The following is an 18200-nucleotide window of genomic DNA, read 5'->3' on the forward strand; positions in this document are numbered from 1 at the left end:
GAGTTGGTTTTTGGTACTTTTTGTCATTATTTTCGTATAAAGACTAGACACCTTTAGTGAGGGATGAATATTATCCATGTCGTCAAATGTAGTCGAAAAAGTGAAATTACAGACAGGATTACCACTATTTCAATCAGTTAAGAGCGAAATAAGTTAAAAATTCTGTCTTCAGGAGTTCAAACCATGCATAGTTCACTTAAATACTTACTTGCACTTTCTGCAGCTGTTGCCCTAAGTCAGTCGCAAGCTGAAATGGTGCAATCATCATTCAACAATGATAATGAGTCATCTAGCCTAGCTGCGCGTGTACTCAACAAAGAAGCACAAAGTTTTAATTCACATTTCTCAAATTTGAATAGCCTTTCAATCACCGAACGTTCAGGCGACCAAATCCGTCGTCAAACGATTGCAGCGAAAATTGAAATTCCTGCTGAAGAGCCTTCAGTGATTGAAAAGTTAAATACAGTGGCATCGAACACTGTACGTAAATTTAGCCAAACAGGTATGGCATCTTGGTACGGTCGTCAATTCCACGGTCGTAAAACTGCAAGCGGTGAAACGTTCGACATGAACGCAATGACTGCTGCACACCGTAGCCTGCCGCTAAACTGCTATATTCGCGTAACCAATAAAAACAATGGTAAAAGCGTTGTAGTTAAAGTAAATGACCGTGGTCCATTCCATGGCAACCGTGTACTCGATCTTTCTTATGGCGCTGCAAAACAATTGGGCATCACCAATGCAGGTACTGCCAAAGTAAGCATTGAGCGTATTGACGGTCCAAACTCTTAAGATTCGCTTACACGACTTCACATTTGACTTGAAAGCCACAGCAATGTGGCTTTTTTAATGCCTGTAAGATTTACAGTCATCCCATGCATGTCTGCACAAAGATGATCCACACAAATTTTGTTGCCACTTCATTTTGAAAATATGAATACTGTTTTGACCGCCTCACTGTTCTCAGTTATATTTTAGACAGTCAAACAATAACAACGGATGATCGGTCTACAGGAGTAGCACATGAAGACAGTAAGCGAGTGGCTAGATGAATACAGCGAGAGCCATCAAAATAAAACCAATAAATTAATTCACTGGGTGTGTGTACCTACGATCTTTTTTTCGATTGTCGGCATCTTGGCGCATTTCAGCGCTTTACTAACAACATTACTTCTGGTGCTCAGTTTTATTTTTTATGCACGTTTAGACTTGGTTCTTGCAGTTGCAATGGCAGCATTAATGCTGGTAATGGCATGGCTGATTTATGTTTTGCCTGTTGGAATGGGTTTTTATATCGCAATTTTTGTTTTGGCGTGGATTGGGCAGTTTTATGGTCACAAAGTTGAAGGGAAAAAGCCTTCATTCTTCAAAGACCTCCAATTCCTTCTCATTGGTCCAATTTGGTGCATGGATGCCTATTTAGGTAAAATCCTACCCTCTTGGAAAACACGTCGTAAAAACAGCATTATGAGCATTTAAACGCTATATCCTATTTTCGTTATCGGAAGAACCGTTATTGATAGGTTCTTCCTTGATGTTTTAACCATCCGCCCACGTGTTTGTTTGCTGGATCATGATGCGTCCAGTGAATCACCCCACCCTTATCTGAGTATTCATATTCACCAAAAAACTCAACAGTATCACCTTTTGCAATATTGGTAATTCGTGGTGCAAGATCAATATTATGTGCAACCAATACAGTTTGCCCATTATTCAGTTTTAAAATAAATTTTTGATGACGTGAGCCTTCGTTGTCATCCGCTAACACTGCAATGACCTGCCCACTCGCACGGACTTGTAAATCGCTCTGTTTGCGCTCAAACGCACGTTCAATCAGCTGAACACCCTGAGCATCATCTTGCAGCGTATCTCGCTGTACGTCTAACTGCTCTTTTTCATCTTGTGATGTGCGAGCAGTGCTTGTAGTTGGCGCGCTTGATGTTTCAGACTGAAACTGTTGTAAATCTATGCCAAAAAATGCAGCAATTAACACCACAATAATTGCGCCAATGCTTAAATTCTTTTTATTTGCCATATAACCTCCTTGTTCTGATTCCACCCTATACGATTAAGTCAATTATTCGTAACATACTGATTTAAAATTAATATCTTTAATCTTCATCTCAATATTTATGCCACGATTGCATATTGCCAAAATCTATATTCACAAAAAAGCCCCAAAAATAAATTGGGGCTTTCCTTACAAAATATTTTACCTTAAGTAAAAATTATTTTGCAGCAGCTTGAGCAGCAGCAACTTCTTCAGCGAAGCTCATTTCTGTTTTTTTCTCAATACCTTCGCCTACTTCGAAACGAACGAATTGAGCAACAGTTGTACCAGTTGCTTTTAATACTTCAGCAACTTTCTTCTCGTTGTCAATTACGTACATTTGACGATCAAGCGCAACTTCGTTCAAGTATTTTTCAACTGAACCAGTTACCATCTTCTCTACGATGTTTGCAGGCTTACCAGATTCAACTGCTTTCGCTTCTGCAATTTCTTTCTCTTTAGCGATAAGATCAGCAGGAACTTGTTCAGCAGTAACAGCAACTGGGTTGAATGCAGCAACGTGCATTGCAATACCTTTACCAGTCGCAGCATCACCTGTGTAAGAAACAACAACACCGATTTTTAAACCGTGCTTGTACACAGCAAGGTTTTCACCTTCAACGATTTGTGCACGACGAACTTGGATGTTTTCACCAATTTTTTGAACAAGTGCAACACGTGTTTCTTCAACAGTTGCGCCATCTTCAAGTTTAAGTTCAGCAATTTTAGCAGCATCAGTTTCGTTTGCAGCAAGAGCAGCAGCAGCAACTTTCGCAGAGAAACCAGCAAAGTTTTCGTCTTTTGCAACGAAGTCAGTTTGACAGTTTACTTCTAAAAGAATCGCTTTGTTGCCTTCTTGAACGATTGTGATTGCACCGTCAGCAGCAATGTTACCTGCTTTTTTAGCAGCTTTTGCTTGACCAGATTTACGAAGGTTGTCAATCGCTAATTCGATGTCACCGCCCGCTTCTGTTAATGCTTTTTTACATTCCATCATTGCTAGACCAGTACGATCACGCAATTCTTTAACCATGCTTGCTGTAACTGCAGTCATGTTTATCTCCTAAAATCGGTAGAAAATGAATTCTTTTTTTAACAGAAACGGCCCAGAGGGTGTCTCTTGGGCCGTCTGCATACATGACGCTTACTTTGCCACCATCACATGTCGCAAAAATGACAAGCTTACGTCAAAACGCATTAAGCCTCAGAAGCAGGAGCTTCTTCGCCTTTTGCTTGAGCATTGGCTTGAGTTTGAGCGTATTCTTTACCAGCAATGATCGCATCAGCCATTGAAGAAGCGTAAAGTGTTACTGCACGGATCGCATCGTCGTTACCCGGAATAACGTAGTCTACGTTGTCTGGGTTAGAGTTTGTATCAACGATACCGATTACAGGAATACCTAAGTTTTTCGCTTCTTTAATTGCAATTGCTTCGTGATCAACGTCAATTACGAATAATGCGTCAGGTAAACCACCCATGTTTTTCACACCGCCTAAAGCGCGCTCAAGTTTTTCCATTTCACGGCTACGCTCTAAAGCTTCACGTTTAGTAAGCTTAGCAAAAGTACCGTCAGTAGACTGAACTTGAAGATCTTTTAAACGGCTGATAGATTGGCGAAGTGTTTTCCAGTTCGTCAACATACCACCTAACCAACGGTGATCTACATACGGTTGACCAGCGCGTTGAGCTTGTTCACGGATGATTGCAGAAGCAGCACGTTTTGTACCAACGAACAAAACTTTGTTCTTTTTGCTAGCCAATTGGTTTGCAAAGTTCAAAGCATCATTTAACGCAGGAACAGTGTGTTCAAGGTTGATGATGTGAATTTTGTTACGCGCACCAAAGATGTATTGACGCATCTTTGGGTTCCAGAAACGTGTTTGGTGACCAAAGTGTGCGCCAGCTTGAAGAAGGTCGCGCATGCTTACGTTGTAATCTGCCATTTTCTTTACCTTAAATGTTTGGGTTAGGCCTCCATATATCCGCATTCTCCACCCCAAAGGGCACCCAGAGTAATGTGACGATATATGTGCGGATTTTTAATTTCCCTTTTACCAAGCTTTATGAAACATATTCATAAAAAGCATTTGATAAAATGGGCGGCTATTTATACCATAGTCACACACAAATTTCCAAAAGTTTTTAAAGATCATGAACACAACTTATCAAGCACCTCGTCGACTCATCAAAACCGCAGAAGATATTGAAAAAATGCGCGTGGCAGGACGACTGGCGGCAGAAGTTTTGGAGATGATCAAAGCACACGTTAAACCAGGCGTTACCACACTCGAACTGGATACGATTTGCCATGACTATATTGTCAATCAACAACAAGCTATTCCTGCCTGCTTAGGTTATGGTGCTGCTCCAGGTCGTCCAGCATTCCAACACACCATTTGCACATCGGTTAACCATGTGGTTTGTCACGGTATTCCGTCAGAAAGTAAAGTGCTGAAGAAAGGCGATATTTTAAATATTGATGTCACAGTCATTAAAGATGGTTTCCACGGCGATACCAATATGATGTATATCGTGGGTGGTGAAACTTCCATTTTAGCCAATCGTTTATGCAAAGTTGCCCAAGAAGCGATGTATCGCGGTATGGCAACCGTTAAACCCGGTTCAACCATTGGTGATATTGGTCATGCGATTCAAAAATATGTTGAATCTGAACGCTTTAGTGTCGTGCGTGAATATTGCGGTCATGGTATTGGGACGACCTTCCACGATGAGCCACAAGTATTGCACTATGGTCAAGCCAACACAGGCATGATTTTAGAAGAAGGTATGACTTTTACCATTGAACCAATGGTCAATGCAGGCGTATGGCAAACCAAATTACTTGGCGATAAATGGACAGTGGTGACCAAAGACCACAAATTATCGGCACAGTTTGAACACACCATTTTGGTCACCAAAGATGGCTTGGAAGTGCTGACTGCCCGCCCTGATGAAGATTTATCACGCTTTACTGCATAACGTGTTTGCAGCCAAAATCTGTCATTGGCTAAAAATTTAACCCGTATGTCAAAAAGATCAGTTCCGACTGGTCTTTTTTATTAATTTCAACGCATACAATTTCTATAAAATCTTTTTATTTCAAACCAATAGAACTTTAAAGCCATCCAATAAAACAAGCATTTTCACGTATTCAACAGTTTTGGATTTAACAAAACACCTGCACACTTTTCCAGTTATTCACAAAAGTTTAAAAAAATATCTTGTAAAAACAACAGTTTTATTTTTCCAGTCCATTTCATAATGCCTTGCATAACAATGCCGTAAATAACAACAAGCAAAATTGGACATGGAGTTCCACAATGAAAAAAACACTATGCTGTTTGGCACTGAGTAGTTTGCCAGTCATTAGTTATGCCAACTCACCTTATTTTAGTTTAAAAGATGGTGATGGTTTTAAACGCTTTTCTGTTTCGGTAGGTGCGCTGCACGTTATGCCACAAGGTAAAGCACAACCTTTTCGGGTCAATACAGCCATCCACAATGGCTACACAGCGGATGTCGGTGAGGTTCAATCGCAAACTGTAAAAGATAATTTACGTGACGGTTTTGAGCCACCCGTATTATTAAGTGGGGCATTAAATTTGCTGCCTACCGTTCCTGCCAACATGAGTGGACAAGCCACAATTTCAGGTTTGGAACAATGGGATAATCCTGGTACAGGTTTAGAAGCAGATGATGTCACCACGCTGGGGATCATCAGCAACTATTTCTTTACCGATAATCTCTCTTTTGAAGTCAAAGGTGGTATTCCCCCTAAAGTTGATTTACAAGGCAAAGGTAAAATCTATGCACCCTTCTCAGCAATTGCACGTCCATTAGGCGGTGCGTTGGGTGAGCTAGAATTACAAAACGATATTTTCATTACCGATTTAGCAGCACATGGCCCTGCTGCTTCTGCCCGTGCATGGACTCCAGCGTTTGAGTTTCAATACCATTTTGGTAAAACAGGTGTGAATAAATTCCGTCCTTATGTCGGTGTCGGATTAATGTACGCTTATTTTAATGAATTAGAAATTAACCCACGCACTGAACAAGATCTGATTGCCGCAGGTCACATGATTGCCAATATTAAAGAAGGAAAAGCGGGTGCTTCTTTAGAAGGTACACCAAGTGCAGCCAATCCTAAAGTTGAATTAGACGCCACCGATGCCTTTGCGCCCGTTGCCACTGTCGGTTTTACCTACGACTTTAATGAAAAATGGTTTGCAGTCGGTTCCGTATCTTATGCACATCTTAAAAACGAAACCACCATTACTGTGACCGATGCTAAACACGGCGAACTCATTCACTCCAAAGCTGATATTGAAGTGAATCCGATCATTGCATACGCTGGCTTTGGGATGCGCTTTTAAGCTCTAATTTTACTTTTCCACTTTCAACTAAATTTAAGACGGCTACGGTCGTCTTATTTTTCTTGTACTTTTTAATTAAAGTAATCGCTTCAATCTCAATAAATCAATTTTATCATTTGATGAATTTTATTTTATCGCGATCCTGCGCTGAATCGACTACCATAGCAGTCTGTTTGCTGTTGTTGGATGCCTTATGTCGAATGCTCAATTTTCCAAACCTCTGATTTACATGTTAATTGGAAGTGCCATTATTTTGGCATTGTCACTTGGTGTTCGACATGCATTTGGTTTGTATTTGGTGCCTATGAGCCATGAATTTGGCTGGGGACATAATGTCTTTAGTTTAGCCATTGCCATGCAAAACCTAATTTGGGGTGCAGTCCAACCCATCACAGGTGCTTTTGCAGACAAATACGGCAGTAAAATTGTAGTTGCAGTTGGTGGCGCACTGTATGCACTCGGCTTATTGCTCATGGCCGTCAGCTCGACTGGGTTATTGCTAAATTTAAGTGTGGGTTTAATTTTAGGATTGGCTCTTTCTGCGACATCATTCCCAGTATTACTTTCTGCAGTGGGTCGTGCAGCTCCACCAGAAAAGCGTAGCCTTGCAATGGGTATTGCCAGTGCTGCAGGCTCGTTTGGGCAATTTATCATGTTGCCATCGACCTTATTGTTATTACAAAGTGTAGGTTGGTCGGGCGCATTAATTGTCAGTGCGATTTTAATTGTCTTGATTGTTCCTTTGGCATGGATGCTCAAAGCACCCATGTATCAAAACCCTAATGCAAGTTCAGTCAGCCAACCCGCTTTAGGCTTTAAACAAGTTTTGGTGATTGCCAAAAACCATAAACCCTTTTGGTTTTTAGCTTTGGGCTTTTTTGTCTGTGGTTTTCAAGTGGTGTTTATCGGGATTCACTTACCTAGCTACTTAATCGATCATGGCTTTAATGCAACCACAGGCACAGTTTTTCTAGCACTCGTGGGTTTATTTAATATTGTAGGCACCTATACGGCGGGTTGGTTAGGCGGTCGCTATTCGAAACCGCATTTGCTGATGTGGCTTTACGGACTACGCGGCATTGCCATTATCGCCTTTTTAATCCTGCCTTTAAGCATCTGGACAATTTATGCATTCGGGATCATTATGGGTTTATTGTGGTTATCTACAGTGCCTTTGACCAATGGTATTGTGGCAAATATGTTTGGGATTAAGTACCTGACCATGCTCAGCGGCATTGTGTTTTTCACACACCAAGTCGGCTCATTTTTTGGTGGATGGCTTGGCGGTTTAAATCACGATCTGACAGGTAACTATAATGCAATCTGGATTGTTTCTATTGCTTTAAGTGCGTTTGCGGTCTTGGTCCATTTTTGGGTAGATGAGGAGCACGTCATTCATGATTAATTCTTTATTGAATTTTAAAGTATTGCTCACACTTGCCATCACTGCCCTTTTTGGCTTATCGATCTTTTTATGGATGCAAACGCCACAACTATTCGAATATTTTAATCAGGCGTTTTGTGCGCATTAAAACCCAATCTCTAAAATATTAAGTCGATTTTGCTACTCAAAATTCCGCTTTAGACATGGAGCGTCTTATGCAGATTCAATTGCATCGTGGAAGACTGATTGACCATATTCATCTTGTGGTGAATGACCTTGAGGCAAGTCGAGCATTTTATACCGCCATCTTGGCAGTGTTGGATATTCCAGTTATGGGAACAGCCAATGATCACTTTTGGGCAGATGAACTCTTTATCTCGTCAGTAGAAAGCCCTGCCGCACAAGGTACACTCACTGGGCGTCATCATCTCGCCTTTCAAGCTAAAAATCGTCAAATGGTCAATGCTTTCTATCTTGCAGCATTGGCGCATGGTGGTAAATGCAATGGCAAGCCTGATGAACGTGCTTATCATCCTGGTTATTATGCAGCTTATGTGCTTGATCCTGATGGTAACAATATTGAAGCTGTTTTTCATGGCGAAGCACAACGCAGTGCAGCATCGGTCATGATTGATATTTAATACTCTATGTTCCACAAATCAACTTTCCCTCAATGCATAAATTTTCCTACAGCAAGGCAAAAAAAACACCCCACAAGAATGATCTTATGGGGTGTTTTAAATTTTCTATTTTACAGTCAGCAGAATCACTTAAAACAAACGATTCATCCCATTCAAGGTCGCCACACGATACGCTTCCGCCATGGTTGGATAGTTGAATGTGGTTTCCACAAAATACTTAATGGTATTGTTCGGGCTGTTCATCACCGCCTGACCAATATGGATAATTTCTGCCGCATTATTACCAAAGCAATGCACGCCCAATACTTCTAAAGTGTCACGGTGGAATAAAATCTTCAATTCACCCACTGTATCACCCGTAATTTGCGCACGTGCCAAATGACGGAAAGATGCCTGACCAACTTCATAAGGAATTTTTTCTTCCGTCAATTCCTGTTCAGTTTTACCAATCGAAGAAATTTCTGGAATGGTATAAATACCTGTTGGAATATCGGTCACAGGCGCAACATTTTCTTCGCCACTCATATTTGCACCCGCGCAACGACCTTGGTCATAGGCAGCTGATGCTAACGAAGGCCAACCAATTACATCGCCCGCAGCATAAATATTCTCTACTTCGGTTTGATATTGATCATTGACTGTTAACTGACCACGGCTGTTTGGCTTAAGTTCGACATTTTCAAGACCTAAACCATCGGTATTACCCGAACGACCGTTACACCACAAAATCGCATCGGCTTTGATTTTCTTGCCACTTTGCAAATATAAAACCACGTGATCATCAAAAGTTTCTAAATGATCAATTTGCTCATTGTGGCGAATCAGCACCCCTTGCGCACGCAAGTGATATGACAAGGCATCTGAAATTTCATCATCCAAATAGCTGAGCAATTTGTGCTGAGTATTAATCAAATCAACTTTATGATCTAAACCAATGAAGATGGATGCATATTCACAACCAATCACACCCGCGCCATAAATAATAATTTTTTGAATCGAGAAATCCAAATCCAAAATTTTGTCTGAATCAAATACACGTGGATGGTTGAAATCCAACATTTCTGGACGATATGGACGGCTACCTGTCGCAATCACAATTTGCTGACACATAATGGTTTCTTTAATGCCATCTGCACCAAATACCAAGACCGTATTTTTATCTTGGATATAAGCACGACCATGATAAATCGCAATTTCATTACGGTCATAAAAGCGAGAGTGCGTTTCAACTTGCTGCTGAATAACTTTATGCGCACTTTGCAACACTTGCTTCATGGTGAACTGACGCCAATCGCCCATTTTTTTAAACATTGGGTCACGGCGATAACGGATAATATTCGACACTGTCTGACGCAATGCTTTACTTGGAATGGTACCCACATGGGTACAGTTACCGCCAAGCTGCTCACGAACATCTACAATCGCAACACGCTTACCAGATTTGGCAAGTTTCATTGCCGCGCCTTCACCCGCAGGGCCTGAACCGAGAACAACCGCATCGTACTTCACGAAAGTTCCACTAACGACCTCTTTTTTACGTGGCATTCAACGCTCCTTTTCTTTAAATCTGTCTTTTCAATGGGCTATATTATGACGTAAATCTTTTGAATTTTCTGTATTTACTGTGCATATATTACGTGATAACCACATTTTTTATATGAATATCGTTTTTACCCAATTTAAGCACAATTTCGTTATAATAACCGTCTTATGATGAAGTTAAGGTGACATTTTACTTTTGCACTTAGATTCGGTTTAATCAGACTCTATTTCACGTAAAATCTAGCCTACACTAAATCTCTCCCCTTTCAAAAACAGTGGAAAAGTTGAATATGTCTGCAAACCGTAAACCAGAACAGGGTGTCAAACTTCGTGGTGCTGAAAAAGTCGCACGTATTCCTGTAAAAGTTGTTCCTACGGTTGAAACGCCTCGTAAACCTGACTGGATTCGGGTCAAAATGACGGCACCAGAAGAAGTTCAACGTATTAAAACCACTTTGCGTCAGCAAAAATTGCACACCGTTTGTGAAGAAGCCGCTTGTCCAAACCTTCCAGAATGCTTTGGTGGTGGTACAGCAACCTTTATGATCATGGGTGATATTTGTACCCGTCGCTGCCCGTTCTGTGATGTTGCGCATGGTCGTCCAAATGCACTAGATCCTGAAGAACCTCGTCACATGGCAGAAACCATTGCCAACTTAGGCTTAAAATATGCCGTGATCACCTCTGTAGACCGTGATGACTTGTTAGATGGTGGTGCACAACATTTTGTCGATTGTATTAAAGAAGCCCGCTCTTTAAGCCCAAATACGTTGTTAGAAATTTTGGTGCCAGACTTCCGTGGTCGTATGGATATTGCACTACGCATTATGACCGAATGTCCGCCAGATGTTTTTAACCACAACATTGAAACTGTGCCACGCTTATATAAAGCCATGCGTCCGGGTTCAGACTATCAGCACTCTTTGAACTTGCTGAAAATGTTTAAAGAATATTGCCCAGATATTCCAACCAAATGCGGTTTGATGGTAGGTATTGGAGAATCTGAAGAAGAAGTTATTGCACTGTTAGATGATCTTAAAGCGCACGATGTAGATTATGTGACCATTGGTCAATATTTACAGCCATCTAAAGAACATGCGCCAATTGACCGCTTTGTAACACCTGAAGAATTTGAGCGTTATACAGCGCATGGTCAAAAGTTAGGTTTTAAAAATATTTGGGCTGCGCCAATGGTACGTTCAAGTTATTTTGCAGACCGTCAATATTATGGTGAACCTGTACCAACAGTACGTCGTAAAGCCGACCCTGCTAAAAAAATTAGCGTGCAAACCATTGAAGCTTAACACTCGCTTATTTCAAAATTTGCGATAAAGCTAAAACAGCCCCGACTTTATGTTCGGGGTTTTTTATACCTTGTGGATATATTAAAAATAGATAGATGTGAATATTTTTTGATGGTCTACGACCAAGTGCGCATGGTGTCATCGCCATAAATTGTTAATCTATGCACTTAATCTATACACCGAGCTCAAACAATAAAACAGGGATAGTAAAATGTCACAACAAGACTATGACAATGGCTTAAAAGTTCGCACTGAAGTCATGGGCGAAAGCTTTGTAAAACGCGCACAGGACAACACTGTACCATTTACCCAACCTTTGCAAGACTGGATTAATGAACATGCATGGGGTTCAACTTGGCAACGTGAAGGTGTGCTACCACGCAAATACCGTTCCTTAATTACTATCGCCTTTTTAACTGCTTTAAAAAGCCCGACAGAGCTTAAAGGACATATTCGTGGTGCGCTAAATAACGGGGCAAGTGTCGAAGAAATTCAGGAAGTCTTGTTACACAGCTTGCCTTATTGTGGCGCACCTGCAACTCAGGAAGCTTTTCGTGCGGCGTTGGAAGTTTTGGCAGAACACACTCCAAATACTTAAACGCAATCTAAATCAAAAAATATAAATACTCGACATTTCACTGAAACTATTCCGTGAAATGTCGATGTGATTGAGTTTTAAATCCAATACACATTAAAGCTATAAAAGAACTCATTTAACTCAAAGCGCACCTGATAACCTAAATCGGTTAATTGTGCCGATAAATTACGAACATCTTCTAAAGGTAAATGTTTTGGCAGCACGGTAAAAACTGCGGTATTGCCCTGCTTGGCATTCTCTTCGATTAAAGACGCCAAACGCTGCTTATATAATTCAATATCTAGCTTGGCATGATCTGAATAAACTTTTGCTTGTTCAGCAGTTAAAAAATTTGCCATCTTATTGTTCTCATTATGACCATGTTTAACATTCAGCATATTGAAACTTGACGATATGGCTCAAGTGATTTTTTGTTATTGTCTGCATAAGTGAAAGATCAACAGACCCTCATTTTAGAAAATAAAATCACACCGAAGATGGCTTTTTCCCGATAGACCTTTTAGGCTATCGCACATTCTTATGTTGTAATTTTGCTGGATAGCATTATGTCAGAATCTGTTTCAATCTCCCCTGCGCTAATGAACCGCGCCATTGCAGGACAAGCCGATGCCCAATTTGAAGTGGCAGTGCTATATATGCAAAGCGATTTTAATGAAGATATTGAACTTGCCGAACAATGGGCACTCAAAGCAGCCGCAAATGGACATATCGAAGCCATGTACTGGCTGGGTGAAGGCTACACTGTTTATGCCAAAGAGCTACGTGAAAGTGATCCTGAAGAATCGAAAACCTACTTTGAACATGCACACCATTGGCTCAAACAAGCTGCCGAGCAAGAGCATGCTGCCGCAATTTTAGAATTGGCTGGTTTTTACCGTCGTGGCGATGTGGTTGAGCAAGATACAGCTCGCTCTATTGAATTGGTGGAGCAAGCAGCAACACTGGGCGATGTCCAAGCCATGCGTGATATTTCGTTTATTTATGCCAATGGTTTAGGTATAGATGCCAATGAAGAAAAAGCCGATTACTGGACTGAAAAAGCAGAAGCTGCTGAGAAAACTGAATAAGAAATAAGCCGAGTATTTACTACTCGGCTTTTTTAAATCTATCTTATAAATGCACATATTTAACCTGAATGAGCTTTGTATGCTTGCTGCTCATGCATGGTATTTTTTGGGCTAACCGCTTTGACATTATAGGGTAACCCCATAAAAGCCTGATCCTGTTTCTCTTTCCAACGCTTCCAAATAGGATACATTTTGACAAGAAATGTGAGCAGTGCTGCGCCCCCCATAAAATCATAAAAATGTCCAACGGTGATACCGTACCCTTTAAACATCATCATTTGTGCAGCATCACCGCTGAGTAATGAATGAAATCCCAAAATAAGACCAATGGGGACAATCAATAGACCAGTCAGCACCAGCAATAAAATATTACGCTGCTCAAGTTCTTTTTCTGTCATTGCTATAGGCAGCTCTGGATGCACCACCAAATTGACAATTTCACCTTCTTTGTATTGCTGCGGTGCGGATGCATCTCCTTGTAGCTGCCACGTCTGTCCTTTATGTGGATATTCAATCACAGGAAGCTGTACTGTATAGCTACCCCCACCTTTAGGTCGCTGCATGGTTTTTTCTTCAAGAGCCACCACACGTCCAATTACCTTGAGCCCATGTTGCTTAAAAAATTGATTTTGCTTTTTTACCCAAATCACCAAAGTAAGTAAGCCGCAAAAAATAAGCGCAAATAAAATATAAGTCATTGTTCATTCTTCTTTTGTTGAGTTGATCTAGATTCTTTTTTATATATTGTCAATTTCTCCGTCTTAATCAGGCTGCTCTCGTCATTTCTCTTGACTCCTGTGCTATTGATCGACCAAATCCGTGTTTTTCTCCAATGGTATGCCAGTTAAAGCAATTTTAAAGATTTCAGAAAATGCGGATGCTGCTTTAATAACAGCGATAAAAAACATGATAGAAAAAAACAGCTCTGCATAAAACATTGGATGAGCCACTGAAATTTTGGCAAGCTCAATACCATCTTTAAAATACACATTTGCCACCACTAAACCAACAATACAGGTCACAAGACCAATCGCAGTGAAGATATAGCCCACTGCTTTTATTTCCTCAATAAAATGTACGGTCATTGCCGTGTCTAAATGAGATTGAAAAACATAAATTTCAATATTTTGGTTCATTTTTACAGGTGTCATTTGCCCCGAAAATTGATCAACAAAACGACGTTTCTGTGCTTGAAATTGATATTCAATGATCGGAAGTCGGCGACTCGAATCCTTTGTTTCAGATGAAAAATCGACAATACGTCCGTAAATTTTTATCCCGTGTTGCTGAAAAAATGTATTACGCCATAAAATCATAGCGCCAACAAAGGTAAAACAAGCACCGACAAAAAAGACTCCAATAAATGTGATTATTTCAAGCATTGACCTCCCTCCACTCGTTCATTTTCGAAGCACTACATTTTTATATCGAATGGTCTGATCCCTGTTCTAGGCAAATTGCATTATCAGTTAAGCCCCATTTTTTTGTCGCATTGGGCAAGTTGAACATCCATAAAAGGTTTTCACGCTGCCAAAACAAAGTAAAAAACATCACGATAGCAATCACGCCCATCCCGATAAAAAACTTTTCGTCCAATAAACTGATTTTAATGTCGTTAAAATTATCGATGATTAAATGCAGACCTAAACCATTAAAAAGCAGACCTAAACCTAAACAAATAAAAATTAAAATATGACCATCTCTCAGATCTGGCTCACTTCGAACCAAACTCGGATGCTCAGGCTTGAAATGTAATCTGACAAAAGCATCTGTATTTTGATTGTATTGGCGGACGTCATATTCTGCTTCGTATTGCCAAGTTTTACCCTGAAAAACATAGTGAATAATGGGTCGATGTACAATACGCTGGGTTTTACTTGAACTGAATTTTCGAATCTGAATATCGACTATACGTCCCTGCACTTCAATCACATTACTTTTAAAATACTGTGACTGTTGATACAGCACCCATGCTAAAAATAGTGTGCCCATCCCAACCAAGAAAAAAACCAAGCTAATCATGGCTGACGTCCTTATTTTTTAATTTTTAGAAGGGCTATAAAAATAGATTAGATTTTGTCATAGCACTTTAATGGTGCAAGTATCGCCAATAATGCGTGTATTTACAAAACTGCTAGATTTTTCATTAAAATTTTTTTGATATAAATCAAAAAATATGTTGTTGATCCTGTTCAAAGTCTTACAGATGAATGCATGGAATATTTACTTTTTCATCTAGGGATGAATGATGCAACAGAAGGAAAATTCCAGTATTTTCAAGTGAAAGAATGATCTGAAATTTTCCTGATTTTTGAATTAATAACGACGTGTGGTATCTAAAAACAAAATATTTAAATCTTGCTGAGGTGTAAATTTTTTCTCTTGAATTTGGAATCTCGTTGGACTGATCTTCTTAATTTTACCATCCCAACATAACGAAATCAGTTCGCTTGCATCACGCTCAATTGTCAATTTAAAATTTTGTATTGGCTTTGCCCAATTGGCACCTGTAGTCAAGATATAACCTAAAGTTGCTATGGGTGCATGTTCCGCATTCTTCTTTTTTAGACCATTTAAAAAAGCACGATCCATACAAAAGTCTTTCGCATCTTGTTCTAAATACATAGCAACTGAACCACCCACTAAAGGACGATACTCATGTTGTACCCGTGTCATTGCTCCTGCTTTAAAGGTCTGCGGCCAGCTATAAATCACTTCTGATGACCACTCTAGTGAACCTTGATTATCAGTAAAATATTTCTTTAATTTTGGATGCTTACATTGTTGTACTTTTTCCCAGTAATAGTCAGAATCACGGACTTTACGTGTCCAAGGATTCAGTAAATCCTGCTGTGTGAAGCCACATTGTTTAAATTCAGTGGTGACATCAACATATTGTGGATTCTGCCAATCACCCAATTGTAGATAAGCACGCACATGCATGCTGGGCTGAATCTTTTTCCCATCGACTTTCACCTGAAAACTTTTCAACAAGCCCTCAGTATCTGCAAAGTCCGAGTCAAAGAAATTTTCCACCTTCGGCAAAGGAAATAAAATATTTTCCTTGATGTCTTTGTTGCTTAAATTTTTAAATTGATAATCAACTTTGATGATTTTTTTACTGATATAGAGATCTTCGCTATACATCTGAATATCTTTATTTTTCAGGTACTGTACGCCACTGGTTGCCACATAACCTGTGCTATCGTTGGCTTGAACCATATTCAACATCAAGCTACCCATTACAATCCCGATGAGGTTGAAAATTATTTTTGTTTTCATCTGATTTTCCCCATTTTTATTATGTTTAACTCTGTTAAACACAATTTCAAACCACTGCTCTGCTGAGAAATAGTGAGAACTTTCAATTTTTTGTGAATCATTTCACCTCAAATCATAACCGATTAAACGCCAAAATCAGGCTCAATAAGAACGACAAATTTCGATTTCTTAATACGATAACCAATTTTCATGTACATGCAGGGCATTTATTGCTTGTTTTTTATATAAACAATTTAAGATTGGAACTAAAACTAAATCCAAGTACAATACCCCGCTAGTCGAGGGATGCTGCGACGTTTTTACAGGCACATAAATGTAAAATCGCTAGGCTCGACCATCGGTTTAAATGTTCATTTAGACCAACAACGGCATCCGCGAACATAATGATCATTTATTTTTTTCTATAAGGAGATCGTGATGAACGCGGTTAATGCTTCATTTACAGATTATAAAGTTGCCGATATCACACTAGCTGATTTTGGTCGTAAAGAAATCAAACTTGCAGAAGCAGAAATGCCAGCCCTTATGGGTTTGCGTAAGCGTTATGCTGCTGCTAAACCACTTGCTGGTGCTAAAATCTTGGGTTGTATCCACATGACCATTCAAACTGCTGTTTTAATTGAAACGCTAGTTGAATTGGGCGCAGAAGTTCGTTGGACTTCTTGTAACATCTTCTCTACTCAAGACCACGCTGCTGCAGCAATTGCTGCTTCAGGTGTGCCTGTTTTTGCTTGGAAAGGCGAAACTGAAGAAGAATATGTATGGTGTCTTGAACAACAAATTAATGTAAATGGCACACCATGGGATGCCAACATGATTTTGGACGATGGCGGTGACTTAACTGCACTTGTTCACGAAAAATATCCTGCATTATTAGAGCGCATTCACGGCATTACTGAAGAAACCACTACGGGCGTACAACGTCTAATTGAAATGTGGAAAGATGGTTCTTTAAAAGTGCCTGCAATTAACGTCAACGACTCTGTGACTAAATCTAAAAACGACAATAAATACGGTTGCCGTCACTCTCTCAACGATGCGATTAAACGTGGTACAGACATGTTATTGTCTGGTCGTCGTGCATTGGTTATTGGTTATGGTGATGTAGGTAAAGGTTCTGCACAATCTTTACGTCAAGAAGGCATGATTGTTCGTGTTTCTGAAATTGACCCAATTTGTGCAATGCAAGCATGTATGGATGGTTACGAAGTTGTATCTCCGTACAAGAATGGCGTACAAACAGGCAATAAAGCAGACGTGAACCTAGAGCTTTTAGAAAATACTGACTTGATTGTGACTACAACAGGTAACTATCACGTGTGTGACGCAGCAATGCTAGATACACTTAAAGCAGGCGCTGTTGTATGCAACATTGGTCACTTCGATACTGAAATCGACACCAACTACTTACGTGGTTATAAGTGGGTTGAAGTGAAGCCACAAGTACACCAAGTGTATCGTTCAGAAAACGAAAACGATTATTTAATCTTGCTTTCTGAAGGTCGTTTAGTGAACTTGGGTAACGCAACAGGTCACCCATCACGTATTATGGATGGTTCATTTGCTAACCAAGTATTGGCACAAATGCACTTATTTGCAGAGAAATTTGCCGATCTTCCTGCCGATCAAAAACAAGCGGCAATTCGTGTTGAAATCTTACCGAAAAAACTAGACGAAGAAGTTGCTGCTGCAATGGTTGCTGGTTTTGGTGGTGTATTAACACAATTGACTCAAGTACAAGCGGACTACTTAGGTGTAGCTGTTGATGGTCCGTTTAAATCGGATGCTTATAAATACTAAGTATTTAATCCCTCTGCCTAACCCTCTCTCATAGGGAGAGGGAATGATTCATTGTTTAATGAATGTATTCGAGGGTAAGTCCTCTCCTGAGCAAGTTTAAAGCACTGCTTTTAAACCCAGCGCAAGAGAGGATTTAGGAGAGGTGAAAAAATATAAAT

At 40.0% G+C, this 18200-nt stretch carries 19 protein-coding genes; 10 read left to right on the forward strand and 9 right to left on the reverse strand.

The features are described 5' to 3' along the window. Positions 1-183: 183 nt before the first annotated feature. Positions 184-792 (forward strand): septal ring lytic transglycosylase RlpA family protein, encoded by a 609-nt coding sequence (locus C3Y93_RS04940; RefSeq protein ID WP_004972798.1) that lies wholly within the window; start codon positions 184-186, stop codon positions 790-792. A 231-nt stretch (positions 793-1023) separates the two neighbouring features. Continuing rightward, positions 1024-1479, forward strand: a complete 456-nt coding sequence (locus C3Y93_RS04945) for a DUF962 domain-containing protein (protein ID WP_004972797.1) — start codon at positions 1024-1026, stop codon at positions 1477-1479. Between the two features lie 34 nt (positions 1480-1513). Here the strand turns inward: C3Y93_RS04945 and C3Y93_RS04950 are convergent, their stop codons facing one another. The 3 genes from C3Y93_RS04950 to rpsB form a co-directional block, all read right to left on the reverse strand. Then, on the reverse strand, positions 1514-2035 hold the full coding sequence (locus C3Y93_RS04950; RefSeq protein ID WP_104852266.1) for a DUF3465 domain-containing protein: 522 nt from the start codon (positions 2033-2035) through the stop codon (positions 1514-1516). Positions 2036-2228: 193 nt separating this feature from the next. After that, on the reverse strand, positions 2229-3104 hold the full coding sequence (gene tsf, locus C3Y93_RS04955; protein WP_104852267.1) for a translation elongation factor Ts: 876 nt from the start codon (positions 3102-3104) through the stop codon (positions 2229-2231). A gap of 143 nt (positions 3105-3247) precedes the next feature. Beyond that, positions 3248-3994, reverse strand: a complete 747-nt coding sequence (gene rpsB, locus C3Y93_RS04960; RefSeq protein ID WP_004972791.1) for a 30S ribosomal protein S2 — start codon at positions 3992-3994, stop codon at positions 3248-3250. Positions 3995-4202: 208 nt separating this feature from the next. On the opposite strand from rpsB, the gene map reads away from it, so the two are divergent. The 4 genes from map to C3Y93_RS04980 all read left to right on the forward strand — a co-directional run bounded on the left by map (position 4203) and on the right by C3Y93_RS04980 (position 8449). Continuing rightward, positions 4203-5030, forward strand: a complete 828-nt coding sequence (gene map / locus C3Y93_RS04965; protein WP_004972787.1) for a type I methionyl aminopeptidase — start codon at positions 4203-4205, stop codon at positions 5028-5030. 341 nt (positions 5031-5371) lie between these two features. Then, entirely contained in the window at positions 5372-6424 is a 1053-nt protein-coding gene (locus tag C3Y93_RS04970; RefSeq protein WP_104852268.1) for an OmpW/AlkL family protein, read from the forward strand. A 193-nt stretch (positions 6425-6617) separates the two neighbouring features. Further along, positions 6618-7829 carry an MFS transporter gene (locus C3Y93_RS04975; protein WP_104852269.1) on the forward strand — a complete coding sequence of 404 codons (1212 nt, stop codon included), beginning with the start codon at positions 6618-6620 and terminating at the stop codon, positions 7827-7829. A 194-nt stretch (positions 7830-8023) separates the two neighbouring features. Further along, complete coding sequence (locus C3Y93_RS04980) at positions 8024-8449, forward strand: VOC family protein (RefSeq protein WP_104852270.1); 426 nt, start codon at positions 8024-8026, stop codon at positions 8447-8449. Positions 8450-8578: 129 nt separating this feature from the next. Here C3Y93_RS04980 and sthA read toward each other — a convergent pair whose 3' ends face one another. Beyond that, positions 8579-9994, reverse strand: a complete 1416-nt coding sequence (gene sthA, locus C3Y93_RS04985) for a Si-specific NAD(P)(+) transhydrogenase (RefSeq protein WP_042068765.1) — start codon at positions 9992-9994, stop codon at positions 8579-8581. Positions 9995-10281: 287 nt separating this feature from the next. On the opposite strand from sthA, the gene lipA reads away from it, so the two are divergent. Both lipA and C3Y93_RS04995 read left to right on the forward strand, forming a co-directional pair. Next, entirely contained in the window at positions 10282-11295 is a 1014-nt protein-coding gene (lipA, locus tag C3Y93_RS04990) for a lipoyl synthase (RefSeq protein ID WP_096902386.1), read from the forward strand. A gap of 211 nt (positions 11296-11506) precedes the next feature. After that, a complete protein-coding gene (locus C3Y93_RS04995) occupies positions 11507-11893 on the forward strand; it encodes a carboxymuconolactone decarboxylase family protein (RefSeq protein ID WP_104852271.1) in 387 nt (128 codons plus the stop codon). 77 nt (positions 11894-11970) lie between these two features. On the opposite strand, the gene C3Y93_RS05000 is transcribed toward C3Y93_RS04995, so the two are convergent. Next, positions 11971-12231: a hypothetical protein gene (locus C3Y93_RS05000; protein ID WP_104852272.1), complete on the reverse strand. Its 261-nt coding sequence runs from the start codon at positions 12229-12231 to the stop codon at positions 11971-11973. A 207-nt stretch (positions 12232-12438) separates the two neighbouring features. On the opposite strand from C3Y93_RS05000, the gene C3Y93_RS05005 reads away from it, so the two are divergent. Then, positions 12439-12960 carry a tetratricopeptide repeat protein gene (locus C3Y93_RS05005; RefSeq protein WP_104852273.1) on the forward strand — a complete coding sequence of 174 codons (522 nt, stop codon included), beginning with the start codon at positions 12439-12441 and terminating at the stop codon, positions 12958-12960. Between the two features lie 59 nt (positions 12961-13019). On the opposite strand, the gene C3Y93_RS05010 is transcribed toward C3Y93_RS05005, so the two are convergent. The 4 genes from C3Y93_RS05010 to C3Y93_RS05025 all read right to left on the reverse strand — a co-directional run bounded on the left by C3Y93_RS05010 (position 13020) and on the right by C3Y93_RS05025 (position 16203). Then, the gene (locus C3Y93_RS05010) at positions 13020-13658 is read right to left on the reverse strand and encodes a DUF3592 domain-containing protein (RefSeq protein WP_104852274.1); all 639 of its coding nucleotides are present in this window, start codon (positions 13656-13658) and stop codon (positions 13020-13022) included. A gap of 102 nt (positions 13659-13760) precedes the next feature. Then, the gene (locus C3Y93_RS05015; RefSeq protein ID WP_104852275.1) at positions 13761-14342 is read right to left on the reverse strand and encodes a hypothetical protein; all 582 of its coding nucleotides are present in this window, start codon (positions 14340-14342) and stop codon (positions 13761-13763) included. 40 nt (positions 14343-14382) lie between these two features. Beyond that, positions 14383-14982, reverse strand: a complete 600-nt coding sequence (locus C3Y93_RS05020; protein ID WP_104852276.1) for a DUF3592 domain-containing protein — start codon at positions 14980-14982, stop codon at positions 14383-14385. Positions 14983-15276: 294 nt separating this feature from the next. Further along, positions 15277-16203: a DUF4424 family protein gene (locus C3Y93_RS05025; protein WP_167846472.1), complete on the reverse strand. Its 927-nt coding sequence runs from the start codon at positions 16201-16203 to the stop codon at positions 15277-15279. A gap of 456 nt (positions 16204-16659) precedes the next feature. Between C3Y93_RS05025 and ahcY the strand changes: the two genes are divergently transcribed. Continuing rightward, entirely contained in the window at positions 16660-18042 is a 1383-nt protein-coding gene (gene ahcY, locus C3Y93_RS05030; RefSeq protein WP_104852278.1) for an adenosylhomocysteinase, read from the forward strand. Positions 18043-18200 lie beyond the last annotated feature (158 nt).

Origin of the sequence: Acinetobacter sp. SWBY1 (assembly GCF_002946595.1) — a bacterium.
In the GTDB taxonomy this organism is placed as follows: domain Bacteria; phylum Pseudomonadota; class Gammaproteobacteria; order Pseudomonadales; family Moraxellaceae; genus Acinetobacter; species Acinetobacter towneri.

What these genes read in the sequence shown, in the direction of transcription:
- C3Y93_RS05005 (WP_104852273.1), top strand. Translation starts at nt 12,439, where the DNA reads ATGTCAGAATCTGTTTCAATCTCCCCTGCGCTAATGAACCGCGCCATT.
- lipA (WP_096902386.1), top strand. Translation starts at nt 10,282, where the DNA reads ATGTCTGCAAACCGTAAACCAGAACAGGGTGTCAAACTTCGTGGTGCT.
- C3Y93_RS05020 (WP_104852276.1), bottom strand. Translation starts at nt 14,982, where the DNA reads ATGATTAGCTTGGTTTTTTTCTTGGTTGGGATGGGCACACTATTTTTA.
- tsf (WP_104852267.1), bottom strand. Translation starts at nt 3,104, where the DNA reads ATGACTGCAGTTACAGCAAGCATGGTTAAAGAATTGCGTGATCGTACT.
- C3Y93_RS05010 (WP_104852274.1), bottom strand. Translation starts at nt 13,658, where the DNA reads ATGACTTATATTTTATTTGCGCTTATTTTTTGCGGCTTACTTACTTTG.
- C3Y93_RS05025 (WP_167846472.1), bottom strand. Translation starts at nt 16,203, where the DNA reads ATGGGTAGCTTGATGTTGAATATGGTTCAAGCCAACGATAGCACAGGT.
- ahcY (WP_104852278.1), top strand. Translation starts at nt 16,660, where the DNA reads ATGAACGCGGTTAATGCTTCATTTACAGATTATAAAGTTGCCGATATC.
- C3Y93_RS04995 (WP_104852271.1), top strand. Translation starts at nt 11,507, where the DNA reads ATGTCACAACAAGACTATGACAATGGCTTAAAAGTTCGCACTGAAGTC.
- C3Y93_RS05000 (WP_104852272.1), bottom strand. Translation starts at nt 12,231, where the DNA reads ATGGCAAATTTTTTAACTGCTGAACAAGCAAAAGTTTATTCAGATCAT.
- sthA (WP_042068765.1), bottom strand. Translation starts at nt 9,994, where the DNA reads ATGCCACGTAAAAAAGAGGTCGTTAGTGGAACTTTCGTGAAGTACGAT.
- C3Y93_RS04945 (WP_004972797.1), top strand. Translation starts at nt 1,024, where the DNA reads ATGAAGACAGTAAGCGAGTGGCTAGATGAATACAGCGAGAGCCATCAA.
- map (WP_004972787.1), top strand. Translation starts at nt 4,203, where the DNA reads ATGAACACAACTTATCAAGCACCTCGTCGACTCATCAAAACCGCAGAA.
- rpsB (WP_004972791.1), bottom strand. Translation starts at nt 3,994, where the DNA reads ATGGCAGATTACAACGTAAGCATGCGCGACCTTCTTCAAGCTGGCGCA.
- C3Y93_RS05015 (WP_104852275.1), bottom strand. Translation starts at nt 14,342, where the DNA reads ATGCTTGAAATAATCACATTTATTGGAGTCTTTTTTGTCGGTGCTTGT.
- C3Y93_RS04970 (WP_104852268.1), top strand. Translation starts at nt 5,372, where the DNA reads ATGAAAAAAACACTATGCTGTTTGGCACTGAGTAGTTTGCCAGTCATT.
- C3Y93_RS04975 (WP_104852269.1), top strand. Translation starts at nt 6,618, where the DNA reads ATGTCGAATGCTCAATTTTCCAAACCTCTGATTTACATGTTAATTGGA.
- C3Y93_RS04950 (WP_104852266.1), bottom strand. Translation starts at nt 2,035, where the DNA reads ATGGCAAATAAAAAGAATTTAAGCATTGGCGCAATTATTGTGGTGTTA.
- C3Y93_RS04980 (WP_104852270.1), top strand. Translation starts at nt 8,024, where the DNA reads ATGCAGATTCAATTGCATCGTGGAAGACTGATTGACCATATTCATCTT.
- C3Y93_RS04940 (WP_004972798.1), top strand. Translation starts at nt 184, where the DNA reads ATGCATAGTTCACTTAAATACTTACTTGCACTTTCTGCAGCTGTTGCC.